Source organism: Chryseobacterium sp. MHB01, assembly GCF_034651565.1.
GTDB lineage: Bacteria > Bacteroidota > Bacteroidia > Flavobacteriales > Weeksellaceae > Chryseobacterium > Chryseobacterium nepalense.
Genome location: NZ_JAYEDA010000002.1, coordinates 511,504 through 530,644 on the forward strand (window position 1 = coordinate 511,504; position 19,141 = coordinate 530,644).

19 protein-coding genes are annotated in these 19,141 nt (G+C 36.2%); 3 read left to right on the top strand and 16 right to left on the bottom strand.

Annotated features, from left to right (window positions below; all coding sequences use genetic code 11):
- Positions 1-15 precede the first annotated feature (15 nt).
- From U9K52_RS05975 to U9K52_RS06045, 15 genes are all read right to left on the bottom strand, one after another.
- Positions 16-741: an SDR family NAD(P)-dependent oxidoreductase gene (locus U9K52_RS05975; protein ID WP_322925645.1), complete on the bottom strand. Its 726-nt coding sequence runs from the start codon at positions 739-741 to the stop codon at positions 16-18.
- Positions 742-746: 5 nt separating this feature from the next.
- Positions 747-2,063: an FAD-binding oxidoreductase gene (locus tag U9K52_RS05980; protein WP_263602530.1), complete on the bottom strand. Its 1,317-nt coding sequence runs from the start codon at positions 2,061-2,063 to the stop codon at positions 747-749.
- On the bottom strand, positions 2,060-2,947 hold the full coding sequence (locus U9K52_RS05985; RefSeq protein ID WP_322925647.1) for a decaprenyl-phosphate phosphoribosyltransferase: 888 nt from the start codon (positions 2,945-2,947) through the stop codon (positions 2,060-2,062). Before U9K52_RS05985 ends, U9K52_RS05980 begins: the two co-directional genes overlap by 4 nt.
- A gap of 105 nt (positions 2,948-3,052) precedes the next feature.
- A complete protein-coding gene (locus U9K52_RS05990; RefSeq protein WP_248394388.1) occupies positions 3,053-3,742 on the bottom strand; it encodes an OmpA family protein in 690 nt (229 codons plus the stop codon).
- A gap of 41 nt (positions 3,743-3,783) precedes the next feature.
- Entirely contained in the window at positions 3,784-4,278 is a 495-nt protein-coding gene (locus tag U9K52_RS05995) for a hypothetical protein (RefSeq protein WP_322925648.1), read from the bottom strand.
- Between the two features lie 127 nt (positions 4,279-4,405).
- Positions 4,406-6,082 carry a S8 family serine peptidase gene (locus U9K52_RS06000; protein WP_322925649.1) on the bottom strand — a complete coding sequence of 559 codons (1,677 nt, stop codon included), beginning with the start codon at positions 6,080-6,082 and terminating at the stop codon, positions 4,406-4,408.
- 1 nt (position 6,083) lies between these two features.
- A complete protein-coding gene (locus U9K52_RS06005) occupies positions 6,084-6,701 on the bottom strand; it encodes a WbqC family protein (protein WP_248394395.1) in 618 nt (205 codons plus the stop codon).
- Between the two features lie 4 nt (positions 6,702-6,705).
- Positions 6,706-7,383, bottom strand: a complete 678-nt coding sequence (gene lepB, locus U9K52_RS06010; protein WP_322925650.1) for a signal peptidase I — start codon at positions 7,381-7,383, stop codon at positions 6,706-6,708.
- A gap of 5 nt (positions 7,384-7,388) precedes the next feature.
- Entirely contained in the window at positions 7,389-9,062 is a 1,674-nt protein-coding gene (gene lepB / locus U9K52_RS06015) for a signal peptidase I (protein ID WP_322925651.1), read from the bottom strand.
- A 266-nt stretch (positions 9,063-9,328) separates the two neighbouring features.
- Positions 9,329-10,030, bottom strand: a complete 702-nt coding sequence (gene dapB / locus U9K52_RS06020; RefSeq protein WP_322925652.1) for a 4-hydroxy-tetrahydrodipicolinate reductase — start codon at positions 10,028-10,030, stop codon at positions 9,329-9,331.
- A 139-nt stretch (positions 10,031-10,169) separates the two neighbouring features.
- The gene (locus tag U9K52_RS06025; RefSeq protein ID WP_248394403.1) at positions 10,170-10,811 is read right to left on the bottom strand and encodes a DUF5683 domain-containing protein; all 642 of its coding nucleotides are present in this window, start codon (positions 10,809-10,811) and stop codon (positions 10,170-10,172) included.
- Positions 10,811-11,701 (bottom strand): ParB/RepB/Spo0J family partition protein, encoded by an 891-nt coding sequence (locus U9K52_RS06030; RefSeq protein ID WP_123851087.1) that lies wholly within the window; start codon positions 11,699-11,701, stop codon positions 10,811-10,813. Before U9K52_RS06030 ends, U9K52_RS06025 begins: the two co-directional genes overlap by 1 nt.
- Positions 11,702-11,738: 37 nt before the next feature.
- Complete coding sequence (locus tag U9K52_RS06035; RefSeq protein WP_169232622.1) at positions 11,739-12,512, bottom strand: ParA family protein; 774 nt, start codon at positions 12,510-12,512, stop codon at positions 11,739-11,741.
- 164 nt (positions 12,513-12,676) lie between these two features.
- Positions 12,677-13,507: a hypothetical protein gene (locus U9K52_RS06040; protein ID WP_322925653.1), complete on the bottom strand. Its 831-nt coding sequence runs from the start codon at positions 13,505-13,507 to the stop codon at positions 12,677-12,679.
- Positions 13,508-13,774: 267 nt separating this feature from the next.
- A complete protein-coding gene (locus U9K52_RS06045) occupies positions 13,775-15,061 on the bottom strand; it encodes an adenylosuccinate synthase (RefSeq protein WP_322925654.1) in 1,287 nt (428 codons plus the stop codon).
- A gap of 477 nt (positions 15,062-15,538) precedes the next feature.
- Here U9K52_RS06045 and U9K52_RS06050 point away from each other — a divergent pair, with 477 nt between their 5' ends.
- Together U9K52_RS06050 and U9K52_RS06055 are read left to right on the top strand one after the other, a co-directional pair.
- Positions 15,539-16,126 (top strand): hypothetical protein, encoded by a 588-nt coding sequence (locus U9K52_RS06050; protein ID WP_263602524.1) that lies wholly within the window; start codon positions 15,539-15,541, stop codon positions 16,124-16,126.
- A gap of 31 nt (positions 16,127-16,157) precedes the next feature.
- Entirely contained in the window at positions 16,158-16,550 is a 393-nt protein-coding gene (locus U9K52_RS06055) for a hypothetical protein (protein WP_263602523.1), read from the top strand.
- Positions 16,551-16,722: 172 nt separating this feature from the next.
- On the opposite strand, the gene U9K52_RS06060 is transcribed toward U9K52_RS06055, so the two are convergent.
- On the bottom strand, positions 16,723-18,315 hold the full coding sequence (locus tag U9K52_RS06060) for an ABC-F family ATP-binding cassette domain-containing protein (RefSeq protein WP_322925655.1): 1,593 nt from the start codon (positions 18,313-18,315) through the stop codon (positions 16,723-16,725).
- A gap of 252 nt (positions 18,316-18,567) precedes the next feature.
- On the opposite strand from U9K52_RS06060, the gene U9K52_RS06065 reads away from it, so the two are divergent.
- Entirely contained in the window at positions 18,568-19,122 is a 555-nt protein-coding gene (locus U9K52_RS06065) for a phosphoribosyltransferase (protein WP_072884752.1), read from the top strand.
- The last annotated feature ends 19 nt before the right edge of the window (positions 19,123-19,141 follow it).

Consider the following 19,141-nt stretch of genomic DNA (forward strand, 5'->3'; position numbering starts at 1 on the left):
TTAACTGTACATAATTTAGAGCTTAAGCTTTTTAAATATAAATTCCGGAATATTCCTGATGATGAGCATAATCACTCCCCACACCGGCAAGACGTACATTATATTTTTTCTTTTTTTATAGGCTTTGAAAATATATTCAGCAGCCTGATCAGGACTCGCTGTAAGTGCGGGATTCAGGGGAAGCCCTTCGGTCATTTTAGTAGCCATAAATCCGGGTTTCACAGTCATCACGTGCACTTTTTTATCTGAAAGATAATTCCTGAGACCGCTCAGGTAAGCCGTAAAAGCTGCTTTTGCGCTGCCGTAAATAAAGTTGCTCTGTCTTCCACGATCACCGGCCACCGATGAAAGCCCGATAATTGTTCCGGATCTTCTGCTTTCAAATTTCTGTGCAAAATAATTAAGTACCGGAACAAGTTTCGCATAGTTGATGTCGATGATTTTTCCCGTATTCTTATTATCGTATAATCCCTCTTCGGTTCCTTCGCCCAAATATCCTACGGCACAAAACAAAAGATTGGAATTGATCTGTTCAAATGCATTGTAATCTGCTTCTTTCATCAGATCCATCCCGATTACTTCCGCCTGCTGAAGAAATTTCACATCAATATGCCTTGCAAATCTTTCTGCGGTTTCCACATTTGAGGTAATAAGATAAATTTTTTCAAACTTTTCTCCCTGTTTCAGGGCTTCTTCCACAAATGCCTGTGCTACTTCCGATGTACTTCCTAAAACGATCATCTGGGTTAACTATTATTTATGATTCTTTTGTGCTGTAAAGACACAAATTTTGAACTCTGAACATTCTTGAGGTAATTAGTAAGCGATGATCTGCTCATGCTATCTTTCGTAAGATAAATCTTTCCATGATATTCTTCTACGATATCATCCAGCCTGTCGATTAACTTTCTTAGTTTTGAATTTACTTTAAAATCTAATGCTAATGAATAGCCTTCAAAAGGAAAAGAATTATAAGCCTGTGGATTTTCTTTCCCGTACAGCTTTAACACTGCCAGAAATGAGCCGTTTCCGCTATTGGCAATTGTTTCAAGGATTTTTCTCATCCCCTCTTTACCTTTTTCTTTGGGAATCATCATCTGGTATTGAATAAACCCAGATTTTCCATAGATCCTGTTCCAGTCTTTTACAAAATCAAGAGGATAAAAAAATGTTTCGTAATCAATAAAGTCTGTTACTTCTTTTTTAGATTGCTTTTTAAAGTAAAAATAATTAAAGATCTTTACGGTAAAAGCATTTAAAACAAATCCCGGAAAATAAAAAGGGACTTTGGGTTCAAACTTTTTTTTAAGCCTTAGAGGCTGATCTCTGAATTTTTGAGGCAGTTCATGCTGAAAAGCGTGTTCTCCTCTCATCAAAATACTTCTTCCAATATTTTTACCTTTTTGAAGACAGTCGATCCATGCTACATTATAGGTCCAGCTTTCACTTTCTTCGAAGAGTCTGAAAATTTCATCAAGATTTTCCGCTTTAATACTTTCCTGACGAATATATGCCGTCTGAATATTTTTAAGCCTGAATTTTGCAGTAAGAATAATTCCCGTAAGTCCCATGCCTCCAATGGTAGACCAGAATTTTTCAGAGTTTTCCTCTCTTGAGCAGGTAATAATATCGCCGTTTTCAATCATTAATTTAAACTCAATGACGTATTCTGAAAAACATCCTTCGCTATGATGATTTTTACCATGAACATCTGATGCAATGGCTCCTCCTACCGACACGAATTTTGTTCCCGGAGTAACATAGAGGAAATATCCCTGTGGTACGGCAATTTCCAGGACATCAGAAAGCAAAACTCCGGATTCGCATTCGATAATTCCGTTTAACCGGTCAAAGCTTATGAATTTATTGAGCTTTTTTGTTGAAAATATATATTCTCCCAGTGAAGCATCTCCGTAGCATCTTCCGTTGCCTCTTGCGATCACTTCATTATGGGTAAGCACAAACTCTTTTATTTTCTGGAAACTGTCTTCAGATCTCATTTCCTTTTCCACAATGGGATAATTTCCCCAGTTGGTTACTTTCTGTACAAAATCCGGCTTCATTTTTTAAAATATATTTGAATTAAAAATGCAGCTACCCACAATAATAAAGTAACCTGAATATATCTGTCACGATACACAATTTTGGTGGGAGATTCTGTTCTGTTATAAACCAGCGTCTGCTGTAAATATCTTAAAAAAGCAAAAACAACGAAAATTACTGTAAAAAAAACGCGCTGATGAAATTTTGCCTGCACTTCCGGTGAAAGCGTAAACATCAGATAACATACTATAGCAAGCGTTACAGAAATAGAAAGTGCAATATCTGCAAACTGAACATTATATCCGTCCAAAGCTTTTCTTGTTTTACCCGAGATCTGTGCATTGATGAGTTCCCCTCTTCTTTTACCTATAGCCAATACAAGGGCAAGTACGAAAGTCAGTAAAATAGCCCACTGAGAAATACTGATCCCGGTAATATATCCTCCTGCTAAAACCCTGAGTACAAATCCCAGAGCAATAATGGAAATATCAATAATAGGAACGTGCTTCAGCCTGAATGTATAAGCAAGATTCATCAAAAAATAAGAAGCGATGATGGTAGCAAATTTCCATAGATTTTGTTGAAAATAAGCCTGCGAAAAAAACATCAACGCAATATCTGCTGCAATAAGCCCAATAAAAATTGCTATTGCCTGAGATTTTGAAATGGCCCCGCTGGCCAAAGGTCTTCTTCTCTTTTCGGGGTGTTTTTTATCTGCTTCAATATCATTATAATCATTCAGGATATAAACGGCACTTGCTGCCAGAGAGAAAATAATGAAAGCGAAAATACTTTTGGAAAGCAGATCGATATTTTTAATATTACCAGAAAAAAATAGCGGAACAAAAACAAACAGGTTTTTTACCCATTGCTCTACACGGAGCAGTTTAAAATATTTCTTCATTTATGTTATTTCAAATACAAAAATAATAATTTTAAAGAAAGCCAGCATAAAAATACAAAAATAACCGCAAAAGCGGTTATTTAAGAAAATATTTATATGTGATTACTATTGTCCGTTCTGTGCGTCATTGATCATCTTTTCATTCGCTGTGATCGCAAATTCAACCCTTCTGTTTTTTGCTCTTCCTGCATCCGTATCATTAGAAGCTACCGGCATTGCTTCACCTTCTCCTTTAGCAAATAATCTGCTGGAAGCAATTCCTTTTCCCATCAAATAAGATTTTACGGAGCCTGCTCTTCTTTCTGAAAGTGACATATTATAGGAATCCGATCCTTTGCTGTCCGTGTGTCCGTAAATATTGATGTTCGTATCTGGATTATTAACAAGGACCTGTGCCAGCTTATCAAGGTTGGTTTTAGCAGTAGTTGTAAGGGCAGATGAGTCGAAATCAAAATTAACAATACTTTCATTTAAAGTAATTTTGATACCGTCTCCCACTCGTTCAACCTCGGCTCCAGGTAAAGTTTCTTTAATCTCTCTTGCCTGCTTGTCCATTTTAGAACCGATTACATTACCGGCTACACCGCCAATAACACCTCCTAAAACAGCACCAATAGCTCCATTTCCTCCTCTTCCTACATTGTTACCGAGAATACCTCCGATTACAGCTCCTGATGCTACACCTACTGCAGTACCTCTCTGCTGATGGTTAGAATTCTTTACAGCTTCACAACTTGTAAGCAATAAAGCTGAAGATAAAAAAAGGCCCCCTATATATGTTTTTGTAAATTTCATTTCTCTTTATTTTAATGTTAATATTAATTCGGCAGTACCGATTATTTCATTCCTGTTCTTTCGAAGTTATATACAATCCTTACATTTTCTCCGTCTGATGGAATATTCTGTTCCAGTGAAAACTGATCTGTGGTTTGATTTGTAAGTGTAAGGGTGTATCCGGCCGTATTTTGTTTGGCTTTCGTACCTTCGGCAATTTTTTTAAAGCTAAAAGTATTCCCGTTTGCCACATCAATTTTAATCGGCTGTGTAAAACCTGCTCCACAAGTTCCGCCCCCATTAACAGTGTAAGCACCAGTCCAATTGTTAGGAATCAATCTCCAGTGGCTTCCTACGAAACATTGTGCATCAATTCCATCATCAAACGGCTTTACTTTGAACTGTTTATCATAATTTACACTGACAATTTGCCAGTCTCCTTTCATTTTAAGAAATTCTGATCTTTGGTTTTGAGCCGTTTTCGCATTTTTAACCCCGGAACAAGATACTGCAAAAACTGAAGCTCCCAGCATCGCTGTAAATAGTAACTTTTTCATATTGTAGTTTATTATTTTTTGTTAAAATAAAATTACAAAAAACCGTGCCAAAAATATAAAATAGCAATAAAAAAAGTCCGAAAATTTCGGACTTTATATGAATTAAGGCTTAATATAAGCAGATAAACTATTTTTTAACAGTCTTTTTTATGGATTTTGTAGCCTTTTTAGATGAACCGGATTTCCCGTTATAGAAATTGGTATATGCATATTCCGCAGCTTTTTTCAGGTCGATAACTCCACCAGCTTCAGAATAGGTACCAAACTCATTTGACGTGCTCGGATTGCTTGATTTAACTAAAGATTCAATAACCTGAGCCGGTGTAAGACCAGGCATATAAGCTAACAGAACAGCTGCTGCACCTGCTACTACCGGAGAAGCCATTGATGTTCCCTGAAGATATTTATATTCGCTGTGAGGAACGGTAGAATAAATTTCCTGCCCCGGTGCAAATACATTTACCATTTTTTTATTGTAATTGGAAAAACTTGCTCTTAACGCATTATTGTCGTTGGTACTTGCTCCTACCACCAAAACGTTATTTACAAACGGCTTATCATCTGTTACATTTTTGAAATTTGTAGGATAAGCAAGATGTTCTGCAACGTCTTCATTTTCATTACCGGCTGCTTTCACTAATAAAACGCCTTTATCCTGAGCATATTTGAATGCATCCCAAACTACATTTTTACCGGGAGAAACCGGTTTTCCGAAGCTCATATTTAATACTTTCGCTCCGTTGTCTACAGCATACCGAATCGCATTGGCTACATCTTTATCCCTCTCATCACCATTAGGAACGGTTCTTACAGACATGATTTTGGCAACTTTTGAAGCTACTCCATACTGTGTTTCATTTCCGTTTGGCAATCCTGCAATAATTCCGGCAACGTGTGTTCCGTGTTCTGCATCAGGACCTTCGTAATGATTGTTTCCATATTTTTTTTCGGAATAATCATCATAATTATCGCCTACGATTTCTTTTCTCGGATCGTAATCAAGATTATACTGCTTTTCCTGTGGACCGAAATAATCTAATGCTTCTTTAATTTGTCCGCTCATCGCCTTTTCGAATTCTGCGGCAGATTTGCCTTTAAATTCCGGGCTTTGTGCTACCTGAGCCAAGACCTGTGCAGCCATTGCTTCTTTTTGATCAGCAGGTTTTATTGTCGCCACATTTTCAGGAGTAACAGGTTTTCCATTCAACAGCTTTACCATTGTAGGAATTGCTTCATTGATCATTGTATAAGTTTGGAAACCTTGTCTTGCCTCCATACTTTTTTTGGTGAAGATATCCTTCGATTTCATATACATCGCAAATTCTTCCGGCATTTTTGCCTGGTTTGCTTTGTTTTTGGCAGAATCCTCACCTTCGAAAACAGGTTTGTATTTAGCAACAACGCGTGTTACTTCCATATTGTCGATATCAATATCTCCGTTTTTTCCACCGATGAAATTCCATCCGTGAACATCGTCAATGTATCCGTTTCCGTCATCATCTTTACCGTTACCAGGAACTTCATTCGGGTTGCTCCATACATTTTTAACAAGCCCGGGATGATCTACCTGGACACCGCTATCTAAAACGCCTACAACAACGGTTTTAGGTTTAAGCCCTTTGGATTCTAAATATTTATAAGCATTGTCTGTGTTAACTCCATAAATTTTTGTAGTAGCAAAATCTTTATGATACCATGTCATAAGATCCTTATCTTTCATCGGATCAGAGTCCGCTTTGGCTTCCTGCGCGTGCGAGAAACCGAATCCCACTAAAAAAATAGCGGCTAATAATACCTTTTTCATGTTAGTATGATTGTTTAATATTTTTAATATAAGTAAGAGATTCGGGTCCTTTGTTACAAATAAGATCTAAAATTGATAAATCTTTTAAGAATCCTGATTTATCGGAAAATGTCTGATAATATTCTTCCATCTCAAATTCTGAATTTTTTTTTGCTGAAAATTTTTCCCTGAAATTTAGTTCTTGAGGATTTTTGATGTATTCTACATTCAAAGAGTATGCCTTTTCGGTTTTAAGAATCTGTTGAATGATTTCAAGTGCTTTCAGATTAAAGTCCAGCAGGTTTTTTTCTTTAATTTCAAAAATTTTCCTAAGCTTATCTTCATAGAACTCGAAATACGGAGAACTTTGATACGCTGTTTTAATAGACTTCCAGTGGAGGTTTTGCCAATCTTCCCGGTACGAAATTTCAATATCTTTATATTCTCTTTTCCCGTTATGGGAAATAGGTATAATTAAAGATAGTTTACCATTTGCTCCGTATATATTGGCTCTGTTTCTGTAGGTCTGCTTCGGAAAGCTTTCAAACTGTTCAAATATAATTTCATTTTCAGAATTCAGAAAAGCTGAAAACCATGAGATAGGTGGTAAATAAAATACCGGTAATAATATTGTGTTCATAATTTTAATTTTTAGGATAAATAACGCTTCCCGTTATTTCACTTTCATCAACAAATCCAATAAACCTTGAATCCAGACTTGCATTTCTATTATCTCCAAGAAAAAACACTTTTCCCGGAGGAATCGTAACCGGTCCGAAATTATCTGCCGTCCAATTTTTATGGTAAATTTTCACAATATCCTTATCTTGATTGAGATTTATGAACCTTTCGTAAAAGAAGTGGTCACTAAGTTGATTTTCGCTTAGATTAGTCAGGAAGTAGTTATCATCGATCTGATAGAATTCATTTTCAGAAACTCCTTTTAACATTAAATCATTAACAAAAGCTCTGTCAATTTTATATAAATGTTTTAAACGAATTCCCTTATCAGCCAATTCGTTATTTACAAATAGATTACCATTTTTAATCTGAATCTTATCTCCCTCTGTACCCACTAGTCTTTGAATATAGACACCTTTACCAAATTTTTCTGAGTTTTGATTATACGTCAATAATTTAAATTTTTCATAAGGAAGGATATTGGTAACAATCACAAATGAACCTTTTTTTATGTTTGGTTCACAACCAGCCTGGGGTACATAAGCATATTGCAAAACTCCGGAGAGTTTTGCAATAATTAAAAGCGTAATAATAAAGCTTCCTGTAAGGAGAACTCTATTGTAAATTTTATTTTTAAACATCAGATTTATTCGTCGTCTGTTTTTTTCTTTCTGAATAATTTCACAAAATATTCCCATCCGAAGAATAAGATAAGAATCATTGCTGCGATCCACCAGTAAGAAGTTTTGTTGGCTTCTCCGGTGTTTGTTGCTTTGAACATTCTGTCCCAACGAATTGTTTTTCCAAAGAACCATCCTTTATTTGCCTGATAGGAAGAACTCGCATCAGAGAAAGCTCCCTCTATACTTAACCAGGTAAACATCGGTTTCCCGACAATATTTTCTTCAGGAACAAAACCGAAGAACCTTGCATCTAACGATGCATCTCTGTTGTCTCCCACCATCATATAGTAATCCTGTTTGATGGTGTACTGATTGGTTTCTTTCCCGTTGATAAAAATTTTACCGTTTTTATTTTCTAAACTATTGTGTTCGTACTCGGAAATGATCCACTGATATTCCGGCAGTGTTTCCTGATTTAAAGTAACCACATCGCCTTTTTTAGGAATCCTCAAAGGACCGTACCAATCCTGATTCCATGGTTTATTGATTGGAAAAATAGATTGAGTGGTATCAATACTTTTTGTATAAGCACTTTTATCAGCATTAAGTTTATAAGAAATTGTTGCCGAATCTTTAGGATTAATATTTTCTTCAACACTAATCACATTAGGCAAAGCTTTAATATCTTTAGCCGTTTGATCCGTAAGCCCCTGAAACATGTAGGTAAATCCGCCTTTTTCATTCTGCATTTCTCTTACAGGCAAAAATCCGTAAGTATTATACATACCCGGAATATCAAGCTGGGTTCCTGTGTTTACTGTATAGGCATGCTGAATTTCCTGATCTCCTAAAATAGTCTCCGGTTTTCCGTTGACATATAATCTTCCACCTCTCATTTCAAAAGTATCGCCTGCAACAGCTACACATCTTTTTACGTAAGGATCTTTTCTGTCGATCGCCGTGTGTACTGAATCCTGAGGATAATTGAAAACGACCACATCATGTTTCTGCGGTTTATTAAACTGTAATATTCTTTCGTAAGGTAACTTTACTCCATCAACGTATGACTTTGGATCGTCTTTAGGATTCCCTTTTTCACCGGCATCGAAAATTGTTCCCTGAAGAAAAGGTATGGCCAATGGACGCATCGGAAGTCTGTATCCGTAGCTCCATTTATTAACGAAAAGGAAATCTCCCACGAGTAAAGTTCTTTCCATAGATCCTGTAGGAATCCCGAAAGGCTGGGTAACGAAAACGTGGATGATCGTTGCAAAAACCACTGCAAAAGTCACCGACCCCAGGAAAGAGTCTTTCTTCTTTGCTTCTTTCTCTTCATCTGTAAGAAACAATTCATTTTCATCTTCCAACTCTACATCTTTACCATAATTAACGGTTGCCATGTATATAAAAGGAAGGATTACCGTAAGAAGCTGATCCTTGAAAAGCGTTTTGCCGAACTTTTTCATCAGGTATAAATGAAACACTGACATCATAATCGGTCCTACGATCGGTAAATACGATAGTATAGCCCACCATTTCGGGTGTTTGGTTTCCTTTAAAATAATAAAATAGTTGTAGAAAGGAATAAAAGCAAAGAGTGGATTATACCCGAGCTTTTTGAACAGTTTCCATGTTGAAATCCCCATCAATACAGATAAAATGAGAACGTAAACTGTATAAGTTAAAAAATAATTCATAAATTTTTGTGCCTAATCTATAATATAAGTAATGTGTAATGCGCAATGAGCAATTTTTTATTGCTGATCATTACTACTAATTAGTTTGCAATGTAGGAATTTTGTTACAAATTAATTTGATTATCCGCTATTAATCATCATACTTTATTTAACGAAAGCTCGCATTTTTTTAAATGCTAATCTTTTTTAAGTTCTCAAAGCCGTTTCACTCATCTAAGACCACAATAGCTTTTTCAATTATGACAAATTACGGACATTCACTCAAATTAAAGCCCCAAAACATCTTTCATCGTGAAATTTCCTTTTTTACCCTTAATCCATTCTGCAGCAACAACGGCTCCGAGAGCGAAACCATCTCTATTAAAAGCGGTATGCTTGATCTCAATTTCATCTACCTCACTTCTGTAAAATACGCTGTGTGTTCCCGGAACTTCGTCTTCTCGAATTGCAAAGATTCCCAACTGATTTCCCTGGGTTTCTTCCAGCTTCCAGGAATTGAATTTCGGATTATTTTTGAAAATGCCTTCCGCAATGGAAATAGCTGTTCCACTTGGTGCATCTTTTTTATGGACATGATGAATTTCTTCCAGCTGACAGGAATATTCATCAACGTTTTTCATTAAATCTGCCAGTTTTTCATTTAAGGCAAAAAATAAATTTACGCCCAGACTAAAATTTGAACCATATAAAAACGCCGCATTATTCTCAACAGCCAGCTGCTCAATTTCAGACTTTTTCTCAAGCCATCCTGTTGTTCCGCAGATTACGGGAATTTTATTCTTAAGACATGCTTTGATATTTTCGTAAGCCACTTCAGGCAAAGAAAATTCAATAACCACATCCGGATTATTAAGATTTTCAGCAGTTGGAGTTTCTTTAAGTCTGGCAACAACTTCATGACCTCTTTTAGTAGCTATTTCATCAATGATTTTACCCATTTTGCCGTATCCAACAAGTGCTATTTTCATATTTTATTTGTTTTGCTGCTTGTATTTTTAACGCAAAGATCGCAAAGTTTTTGTTCAAAAATCGTTCTTTATATTTTCGTTCGCAAAGGCGTTTCACTCAGCAAAGGCGTATTTAATTAAAGCAGTTTTATATTTTTTATTAAAATTTATAACTTAAACTGATCCCTGTTTTGGGAGGTGCAATTCCGTACTGATCTTGGATTACAGAAGGAGCAAATGAAAGATCCGGATCTTTTCGGCTTTCATAGAGATGTGCATCTACTACAGCATCTACAATATTCAGAATATAAATTAATGCTGTTCCGGCAATAGCATAATCTCGCTGTCTTTTGGCGCGATCCTGTGCATTTCCCAACGCTACTTTATCCAGCCAGGGATGAGAATCAACAAACTCATTGGGTGTACCATTGAGTTTTGCGATATAATATTCCCTGTATTTCCGGTATTGATTATCGTTCCAGACGGCAATTCCTACCCCGGCGCCAACAGCTCCCCAAACGATGGGAACTTTCCAGTATTTTTTGTTGTAGAATTGTCCTAACCCAGGAAAAACGGCAGAATAAAGCCCCGCTCTTGTAGGATTAAGCTTAAGCGTATTATTAGTCGGTCCGTTTGCTTTTTCAAGATCCGAAACAACATTTTCTTCTGTCTTGGTATTGTTGTTTTCTATAGAGATACTGTCTTTCGGGTGATATTCTACCCTGATGGTATCATTAGGATTAACCTGAGAAAAGGCAATTACGGAAAGACACAGAAAAAAGGTGAAAAGTATTTTTTTCATTATTTAATATGAGATAAAATATATTCAAGCTCATCTTCATTTTTGAAGTCAAGAACAATTTTACCTTTTTTACCGTTTCCGGAGGTTTTAATTTCCACTTTTACATCCAGTATATCCGCGATCGTTTTCTGAGCCCTCTTATAATTATTGGAAAGCTCTGCCTTCGCTCTTTTTGCGGCAGGAGATTTTGGATTTTTTAAAGCTGTAGCAGCCTGTTCAGCCTGGCGAACATTAAGTTTTTCTTTAATAATAAGATCAAAAAGAATCTGCTGATGTTCTTCATTTTCAAGACTGATAATTGCTCTTCCGTGCCCTGCAGAAATTTCTCCGCTTCTGATGGCATTCTGAATATCCGGATTTAACCTTAATAACCTGATGGAGTTGGTAATTGTACTTCTGTCTTTCCCCACTCTCTGGCTGAGATTCTCCTGCGTAAGACCGATCTCATCCATTAATCTTTGATAGGTTAATGCAATTTCTATAGCATCAAGATCTTCCCTCTGGATATTTTCAACAAGAGCCATTTCCAGAAGTTCCTGATCATTTACCAGACGAATATAGGCAGGAATCGTTTCCAAACCGGCTAATTTACTGGCTCTGTAACGTCTTTCTCCCGATATGATTTCAAACTTCTCTCCATCCTTTCTTAACGTAATCGGCTGGATTACCCCTAAGTTTTTGATAGACTGGGCAAGTTCGTTTAATGCCTTTTCGTCAAAATATGTTCTTGGTTGGGTCGCGTTCGGATAAATATCTTCTATTGAAATTTCAACGATATTTCCTACAAACTTATCTGCTCCTTCATCGGTTGCAGAATTGATCGTTGCCTTGGATTCTGCACTAAGAATAGCGCCCAATCCGCGTCCCATCGCTCTTTTTTTATCCTTCATATGTTCTTAGCTTTTAGCTTTTTTGGCTATTGGCCTTTTAATTCTTTACTAATTTTTCATTTTTCAACAGCACTTCTTCTGCAAGCTGGATGTACTGAACCGCTCCTTTACTTTCGGCATCGTAATTCAGGATACTTTCCCCGAAACTTGGCGCTTCGCTTAAACGTACGTTTCTGCTGATAATGGTTTCAAAAACCATTTCCGGGAAGTGTGCATTCACTTCTTCCACCACCTGATTGGATAATCTCAATCTGCTGTCATACATCGTAAGCAGTAAACCTTCGATATCAAGGTCTTTATTGTGAATTTTCTGTACATTTTTAATGGTGTTGAGGAGCTTCCCCAAACCTTCCAATGCGAAATATTCACACTGGATCGGGATAATTACAGAGTCAGCAGCCGTAAGAGCATTTACGGTGATCAGACCCAAACTTGGTGCACAGTCAATGATGATATAGTCATAATTGTCTCTGACACTCTGCAGGGCTTTTTTCAGCATGTATTCTCTGTCTTCCTTGTCTACCAGCTCAATTTCTGCTGCTACAAGATCGATGTGTGAAGGCACGATGTCGAGATTTGGTGTTGCCGTCTGCTTGATGCATTTTTCTGTTTCAACACTGTGCTCCAATAAGTTGTATGTAGAATACTGAACATCATCCACTCCTAAACCGGAAGTTGCATTGGCCTGAGGATCAGCATCAATGATTAATATTTTCTTTTCCAATACCCCTAATGCCGCAGCTAAATTAACAGCTGTTGTTGTTTTTCCAACACCTCCTTTCTGATTAGCGATACCTATGATTTTTGCCATTCTTAGAACTTTAAGTTTCAAAAATACACATTTTTCCGTGCTCTGAATGAACCGATAAAACGGAAAATGAGTTAAAATATTGTTAATAAGCCTTTTAACCCTAAAAAAAAATTATCCACAAAAAAAAATATTTGTGGATAACTGTTCAAGATCTGTTGTTATTTTTAATTATCGAACTTCATGGAAATCGGGAATTTAAAGTAACTTCTTACAGGTTGTCCGTTTACTTTCGCAGGCACCCATTTCCCTTTAATGCTTTTAATAGTTCTCATCGCTTCGCTATTAAAATCCACATCTTTTCCATCAGCTTTGATTCCCGAAATAGTACCATCTTTCTCTACAATAAAAGTAACCATTGTCTTCATTACTTCACCGGAATCAAATCCTGATCCGTCAAAGTTATTCATTACTTTATTTCTAAAAGAATCCAGACCGCCTACAAAACTTGCTTCTACATCTACAACTGTTTTAGGAGAATTATCTTCCTTTGGCTGCACTTTAGGTTGCACTACCTGTTGTGTATTTCCTCCACTAGTAATAGGAGGTGCTATTGGCACATATTTTATAGTAGGAACTTCTTTTCCTTCTGATGTCTGTATACCTGCAGCTGCATTTTGCTCATCCTTAGGAGTTATTACTTTTTTCTCATTAGTAACAATTGCTTTTGGTTCAGGAACAGTTTTATCAACCGTTTTTATTTTCTCAGGAACAGGTTGAGGTTTTACTGGTGCAGGCGGATCTTTTTCAGGGGTTATAACCGGTTTAAAAATATGCCCTCCATCGTAAATAGGTTCCTTAATAGGTTCGGATTTAAAAGCATTTGCAATTAAAGGCGTCAAAGAAATCGCCGCTAAAATGCTCACCCCTATAAAAAGTGCTTTCGTTAAAATTCTGTCTGATTCATTTCTTAAGACATAGGCACCGTATTGCTTGTTGCGGTTCTCGAAAAGAACTTCGTTGAAACGAAATTCCTGATTCTGATGCATGTGTTTCATCCTTTTTGATATTAAATTGTTAAATTGAGATTATCAGATTGTCACCTTTAATCCATGGTTATTATTTCAATATCAAAATTTTTGCCATTTTATTGTTAAAAATACACCATTTTTAAAAATTAACTGCCAGTTTTAAAATTTAACTATGCTTTAAATAACAATCACCCACTAATTGCAATTACAATTTTTTGATTTTCAGCTATTTAGAATAAATAAAAAGAAAGACCATCTTGCGACAGTCTTTTTCATTATGATAATATAAATATTTTAGAATAATTCTTTTCTGATGATGTTCTGACTTCTTTCAGGACCTACAGAAACCAAATAAACGTTGATTCCTAAATACTTTTCAATAAACTCGATATATTCCTGAGCCGTTTGCGGAAGTTCATCATAGCTTCTTGCTTGGGTGATGTCTTCTGTCCAACCCGGAAGCTCTTCATAAATAGCTTCGTAGTCATATAATTTTGTGGTAGAAGAAGTGAAATAATCGATGATTTTTCCGTCTTCCGTTTTGTAATGTGTAGCGATTTTAATGGTATCAATTCCGGTAAGAACATCTAATTTAGTGATTACCAGGTTATTGATTCCATTGATCATACAAGCATGTTTTAAAGAAACCAAATCTAGCCAGCCTGTTCTTCTCGGTCTTCCGGTAGTTGCACCGAATTCACCCCCGATCTGTCTGATCTTTTCTCCTAATTCATTGTCTAATTCTGATGGGAAAGGTCCGTTTCCAACTCTTGTACAGTACGCTTTAGCAACACCGATTAAGTTTTGAAGGGATGTTGGCGGCACTCCGGCTCCGGTACATACACCTCCTGTTGAAGGTGAAGATGATGTTACGTACGGATACGTTCCGAAGTCGATATCCAGCATCAAAGCCTGCGCTCCTTCAAACAATACGTTTTTACCTTCCTGGATGGCTTCGTTCAATTCCAGTTCCGTATCAACAATTCTGTCCTGAAGTTGTTTTCCGATCTCTAAATATTCGTTGTAAATTTCTTCAACGTCCAGTGTAGGTTTATCGAAATATTTTTCAAATAGAGAGTTCTTAATTTTTAAGTTTTTCTCAATTTTTTCTCTTAAAATCTCAGGGTTCAGAAGGTCTACCATTCTGATTCCTACTCTTGCGATTTTATCTTCGTAGCAAGGTCCGATCCCTTTTTTGGTGGTACCGATCTGCGTTCCTCCGTGTTCTTCTTCACGGTAGGTATCCAAAAGAATGTGGTAAGGCATGATGACATGCGCTCTTCTGCTGATGAAAATATGATCTGTTCTCAAGCCTTTGCTTTCGATCTGATTCACCTCCTTAATGAAAGATTTAGGGTTTACCACTACTCCGTTTGCAATGATACATTTCCCTTTGCACTGAAGAACTCCCGACGGAAGAAGGTGCAATACGAATTTTTCATCGCCTACATATACGGTATGCCCTGCGTTATCTCCCCCCTGGAAGCGCACCACATAATCCGATTTCGCTGATAAAACATCCGTGATTTTTCCTTTCCCTTCATCTCCGTACTGAAGACCTACAACTACGTAAGTTGACATATTTTACTTTTATTTTAGATTCATGCAAAATTACTTTTAAAAAATTGGGTGGGCAAATTTGTGTTGAATTTATTTTTGGGATGGGTGAAAATCATGTGGTTGCATTAGATTAATTATATTTGCTTACTTAAATAAGCGCAATCTTTATAGGCTCATTAGTAAGGATATATTTACAAATATTTTTAATAAGCTATCATTCCAAATAATTATATCTTTACATTCATATGAAAATAAATATAATCAACGAATTAAAAAAAGGTGAAAAATCAGGATTTATTACGAATTTTAACCTTAAAGAATTTCTGGAAAAGCTACACCAAAAATATCCAAATAAACAATATTTCTTTTAAGAATAAACACCCATTCCATTTTACAAAATCGATCTCAACAATAAAGAAATTAAAATCATGAGACTTCTTCATCAGACGGATATTCCTTCAAGATCAAATGACTAAATTTCAACTAATAAAATTAATCATGTATAAACAATTAAAATCACTAATTTTCCTTTTACTACCCTTCTTCTCGTTAACTGCACAAAATAAGGTAACAGAATATCTAAACATTCCGGGCCCCATCACCATTGATTCCAAAACATATCATTTAGCATGGAGTTCACACCCGAATAGCAATTATTACAAACAGGAATATTTAGGTCCCAATGACAATATAGAAAAATACAATACGCTTATCATGATCGATTTTGTAAAAGGAGATTTTAAACTGGAAGATGCCATTAATCAAAAAATCAGTGAACTTGAGAAGATGAAGCAGTCAAATCCTGTTATCAACTATACGACGTACGAAAACAAGGGAGAGTATATTCTGGACTTCATTATCAGCAAAAATTCAGCTAACGGAAAAGAAATCTTAATTGCTGAAAGAAATGTTTACCGCTATAAATTAATCTCCGATAAAAATAATAATGGGATTTTACTTTTTGGCGTAAGTGAAAGGGGCTATCAAGAAGATATTGATGCCTTTTTCAAAAATCTTAAGGAAAACTCTACAAAGATGGTTGAAGTTGTCGGAAACTACCAATTACCTGAGATCAAATTAAAATAATCATCAGGAAATCAATATCAGATTCCAATCCATGAAAACAACCATTAAACTCATTTTCTTATTGCTGTTCATTAATGTATCGGCAATTGCACAAAATAATAAACTCAAAAAAAATCAATATCAATTAACAGGAAAGATTGTCAATGATTTTAAGCTACCGGGTAATTGTGGTTATATTGCGTATGCTTTTGTTTTAGAGTTTGAAATCATTGATACATCTCTGAAGAATTATGAGAATAAGCAAATTCCGATTATTGTAAGATGTCCCAAATTTTTCGGAGAAAACTTTTTTGAAAAGAATAAAACATATACATTGACTTTTACTGATCAATATAAAAAAAATTTTGACTGGACCATTCCTAATATAAATGTTTTAAAAAAATATAATCTTAAAAAACAGTATTGGTTAATAGATATTAAATAAAGACCTTGAAGGTTTTAGCCTACATATGAACTACAGATTTATTCAAACCTCACAGGTTTTGAAAACCTGTGAGGTTAATAACTCTACTAATTCTTAAAAACAGTATTGATTAGTGGATATTAAAAACTTTATCAGAAAGACTTCTGTAGAATGACAAACTACATTTATATTATTACAACTCCAGCAACACCGCACTCACAACCCCAATCTCCTCCAAAAACACCCCATCATGCGAAATCACCACCAACGTTCCATGATAATCCTTAATAGAATTCGTCAGAATTTCAACATTCTGAAGGTCTAAATTATTCGTCGGTTCGTCAAGAATAATCATATCGGGAGCTTTATTGCTGATGGAAAGTCCGCACAGCAAAAGCCGAAGACGTTCGCCGCCGCTTAACACATCACATTTTTTATCCCAAGTTTCCTTTCCGAATAAAAATCTTGACAATAAGGTTTTCACTTCCGATTCCGACATTGCGTGATCGTTGAACTTTTGGGCAAATTCATACAGGGTTGCCGTTTTATCAAGTAAAGAATATTCCTGATCAATATAAATCGTATTAAAATCCGACCTCGAAATACTCCCGGAAGAAGGCAGTAAATCTCCTGACAGCAATTTAATCAAAGTCGTTTTTCCGGAACCGTTCGAACCTTTAATCGAAATTCTGTCACCACTTCGGATTTCAAGATTGAGATTTTCTTTCCAAAGATTTTTATCATGATATCTAAAATTCATATCCTCGACTGAAATCAGAATTTTCCCGGCATGCAAATCAGAATCATTAAAGTTCACCTTCATCTGATCCAAATTTCTCACCGAGGAACGCAAATCCCGCAAATCCCCGGAAATATCATTAATTTTCCCGGCATGAACCGCTTTCAACTTCGAAGAATTTTTCTCGGCATTATTTCGCAGCGTATTCATCATAATCCTGGCGACACTCGATTTTTCCTGCTTTCCTCTTCCTCTCGCATCAAGCTTCTGCTTTCGTTCCAGCGTTTCGCGTTCCTTTTCTTTGGCCTTTTTCAAAGCTCTTTCTTTAGCATGAATGTCATTCTGCAGAGCCTCATTTTCAATTGCTTTCTGTTCAGCATAAAAATCATAATTTCCGCCATAGCTTGAAATCCCCTGTTTGCTGAGTTCAAAAATTGTATCTGCGAGATTCAGCAAAGTCCGGTCGTGACTGACCATAACAATTGTTGCACTTGATTTCTCAATAAAATCATACAGCAGATTCCTGCCTTCCAGATCAAGATGATTGGTCGGTTCGTCCAGCAAGATAATTTCGGGTTGATTAATCTGAATTCCCGCCAGGAAAACTTTTGTTTTTTGTCCGCCGCTCAGGCTTTCCAGTTTTTGATTGAGATCTAAATTTTCAAGCTTCCAATACTGTAAAGCCTGTCGACAACGTTCTTCGATATCCCAATCGTCGTTCAATGTTTCAAAATAAATTTCATCTACTTCCCCATTTGTAATGTTTTGAAGGGCGTTAAGTTTATTATCAATTTTAAGACATTGCGCAATGGTTAGTTCATTAAAGTTTCCGAACATTTGCGGAACATAAAACAGTTCTCCTTCTGCATTGATATTTCCCTGCAAAGGTTCCGTTTCTTTTGCCATGATCTTCAGAAGTGTTGATTTCCCCATGCCGTTGCTTCCTACCAAAGCGGATTTTGAATGAGATGGTATCGTTAAAGTAATAGAATTAAAAAGCAGATCTCCTGCAGGAAACCCAAAAGTTATATCGTGTAAAAAAATCATGATTTCTTTCTTTATTAAAGTTGAAAATGCAATAACGCATCTGTTATTGTCGATTAAATCTGAAAGAAACTGTATCCTACATCCTGATATTATGGGTTTTGTGAGTGGCAAAGATAAGGAAAATATTTCGTCGCCAGGCTTTCAAGGTTTTAAAAACCACGAAGGTTCAATGTCATCATAAAACCAATCACTCTTCCACCCATTGAAAACTTTCATCAAAAATCATTAACTTTGCAGCCTACTAAAATTTTTATGGAAAGTATTAAAGTTCACGACAAAACTTTCGTTCCTTATCTGGAGGACGCCGAAATTCAGGAAATTGTAAAAGCAACCGCTTTAAAAATTTATGAAGATTACAAGGATGAAGTTCCTGTTTTCATCGGAGTATTGAACGGGGTGATCATGTTCTTCTCGGATCTGCTGAAGCATTACCCGGGTCCTTGCGAAATTGCTTTTATCCAGATGAGCTCTTATGTAGGAACGGAATCTACGGGAATCGTTTACCAGAAAATGGAATTGACGAAAGACGTGAAAGACCGTCATATCATTTTGGTGGAAGATATTGTGGATACCGGAAATACAGTGGAAAGCCTTTTCAAATACTTCAAGGAAACACAACGCCCGAAATCGGTAAAGCTGGCCTCATTCCTTCTGAAACCGGAAGTGTATAAAAAAGATTTCAAGCTGGATTATATCGGAAAAGAGATTCCAAACAAATTTGTTCTCGGCTACGGACTGGATTACGATGAATTGGGAAGAAATTTACCAAATCTGTATCAACTGGAAGAAGGACAAATCAACCACTAAATTGCTATTAGCTTCTAGC

What these genes read in the sequence shown, in the direction of transcription:
- U9K52_RS06060 (WP_322925655.1), bottom strand. Translation starts at nt 18,315, where the DNA reads ATGATTTTTTTACACGATATAACTTTTGGGTTTCCTGCAGGAGATCTG.
- U9K52_RS05990 (WP_248394388.1), bottom strand. Translation starts at nt 3,742, where the DNA reads ATGAAATTTACAAAAACATATATAGGGGGCCTTTTTTTATCTTCAGCT.
- U9K52_RS06040 (WP_322925653.1), bottom strand. Translation starts at nt 13,507, where the DNA reads ATGAAACACATGCATCAGAATCAGGAATTTCGTTTCAACGAAGTTCTT.
- U9K52_RS06050 (WP_263602524.1), top strand. Translation starts at nt 15,539, where the DNA reads ATGTATAAACAATTAAAATCACTAATTTTCCTTTTACTACCCTTCTTC.
- dapB (WP_322925652.1), bottom strand. Translation starts at nt 10,030, where the DNA reads ATGAAAATAGCACTTGTTGGATACGGCAAAATGGGTAAAATCATTGAT.
- U9K52_RS05980 (WP_263602530.1), bottom strand. Translation starts at nt 2,063, where the DNA reads ATGAAGCCGGATTTTGTACAGAAAGTAACCAACTGGGGAAATTATCCC.
- U9K52_RS06005 (WP_248394395.1), bottom strand. Translation starts at nt 6,701, where the DNA reads ATGAACACAATATTATTACCGGTATTTTATTTACCACCTATCTCATGG.
- U9K52_RS06030 (WP_123851087.1), bottom strand. Translation starts at nt 11,701, where the DNA reads ATGAAGGATAAAAAAAGAGCGATGGGACGCGGATTGGGCGCTATTCTT.
- U9K52_RS06055 (WP_263602523.1), top strand. Translation starts at nt 16,158, where the DNA reads ATGAAAACAACCATTAAACTCATTTTCTTATTGCTGTTCATTAATGTA.
- lepB (WP_322925651.1), bottom strand. Translation starts at nt 9,062, where the DNA reads ATGAATTATTTTTTAACTTATACAGTTTACGTTCTCATTTTATCTGTA.
- U9K52_RS06045 (WP_322925654.1), bottom strand. Translation starts at nt 15,061, where the DNA reads ATGTCAACTTACGTAGTTGTAGGTCTTCAGTACGGAGATGAAGGGAAA.
- U9K52_RS05975 (WP_322925645.1), bottom strand. Translation starts at nt 741, where the DNA reads ATGATCGTTTTAGGAAGTACATCGGAAGTAGCACAGGCATTTGTGGAA.
- lepB (WP_322925650.1), bottom strand. Translation starts at nt 7,383, where the DNA reads ATGTTTAAAAATAAAATTTACAATAGAGTTCTCCTTACAGGAAGCTTT.
- U9K52_RS06000 (WP_322925649.1), bottom strand. Translation starts at nt 6,082, where the DNA reads ATGAAAAAGGTATTATTAGCCGCTATTTTTTTAGTGGGATTCGGTTTC.
- U9K52_RS05985 (WP_322925647.1), bottom strand. Translation starts at nt 2,947, where the DNA reads ATGAAGAAATATTTTAAACTGCTCCGTGTAGAGCAATGGGTAAAAAAC.
- U9K52_RS06025 (WP_248394403.1), bottom strand. Translation starts at nt 10,811, where the DNA reads ATGAAAAAAATACTTTTCACCTTTTTTCTGTGTCTTTCCGTAATTGCC.
- U9K52_RS06065 (WP_072884752.1), top strand. Translation starts at nt 18,568, where the DNA reads ATGGAAAGTATTAAAGTTCACGACAAAACTTTCGTTCCTTATCTGGAG.
- U9K52_RS05995 (WP_322925648.1), bottom strand. Translation starts at nt 4,278, where the DNA reads ATGAAAAAGTTACTATTTACAGCGATGCTGGGAGCTTCAGTTTTTGCA.
- U9K52_RS06035 (WP_169232622.1), bottom strand. Translation starts at nt 12,512, where the DNA reads ATGGCAAAAATCATAGGTATCGCTAATCAGAAAGGAGGTGTTGGAAAA.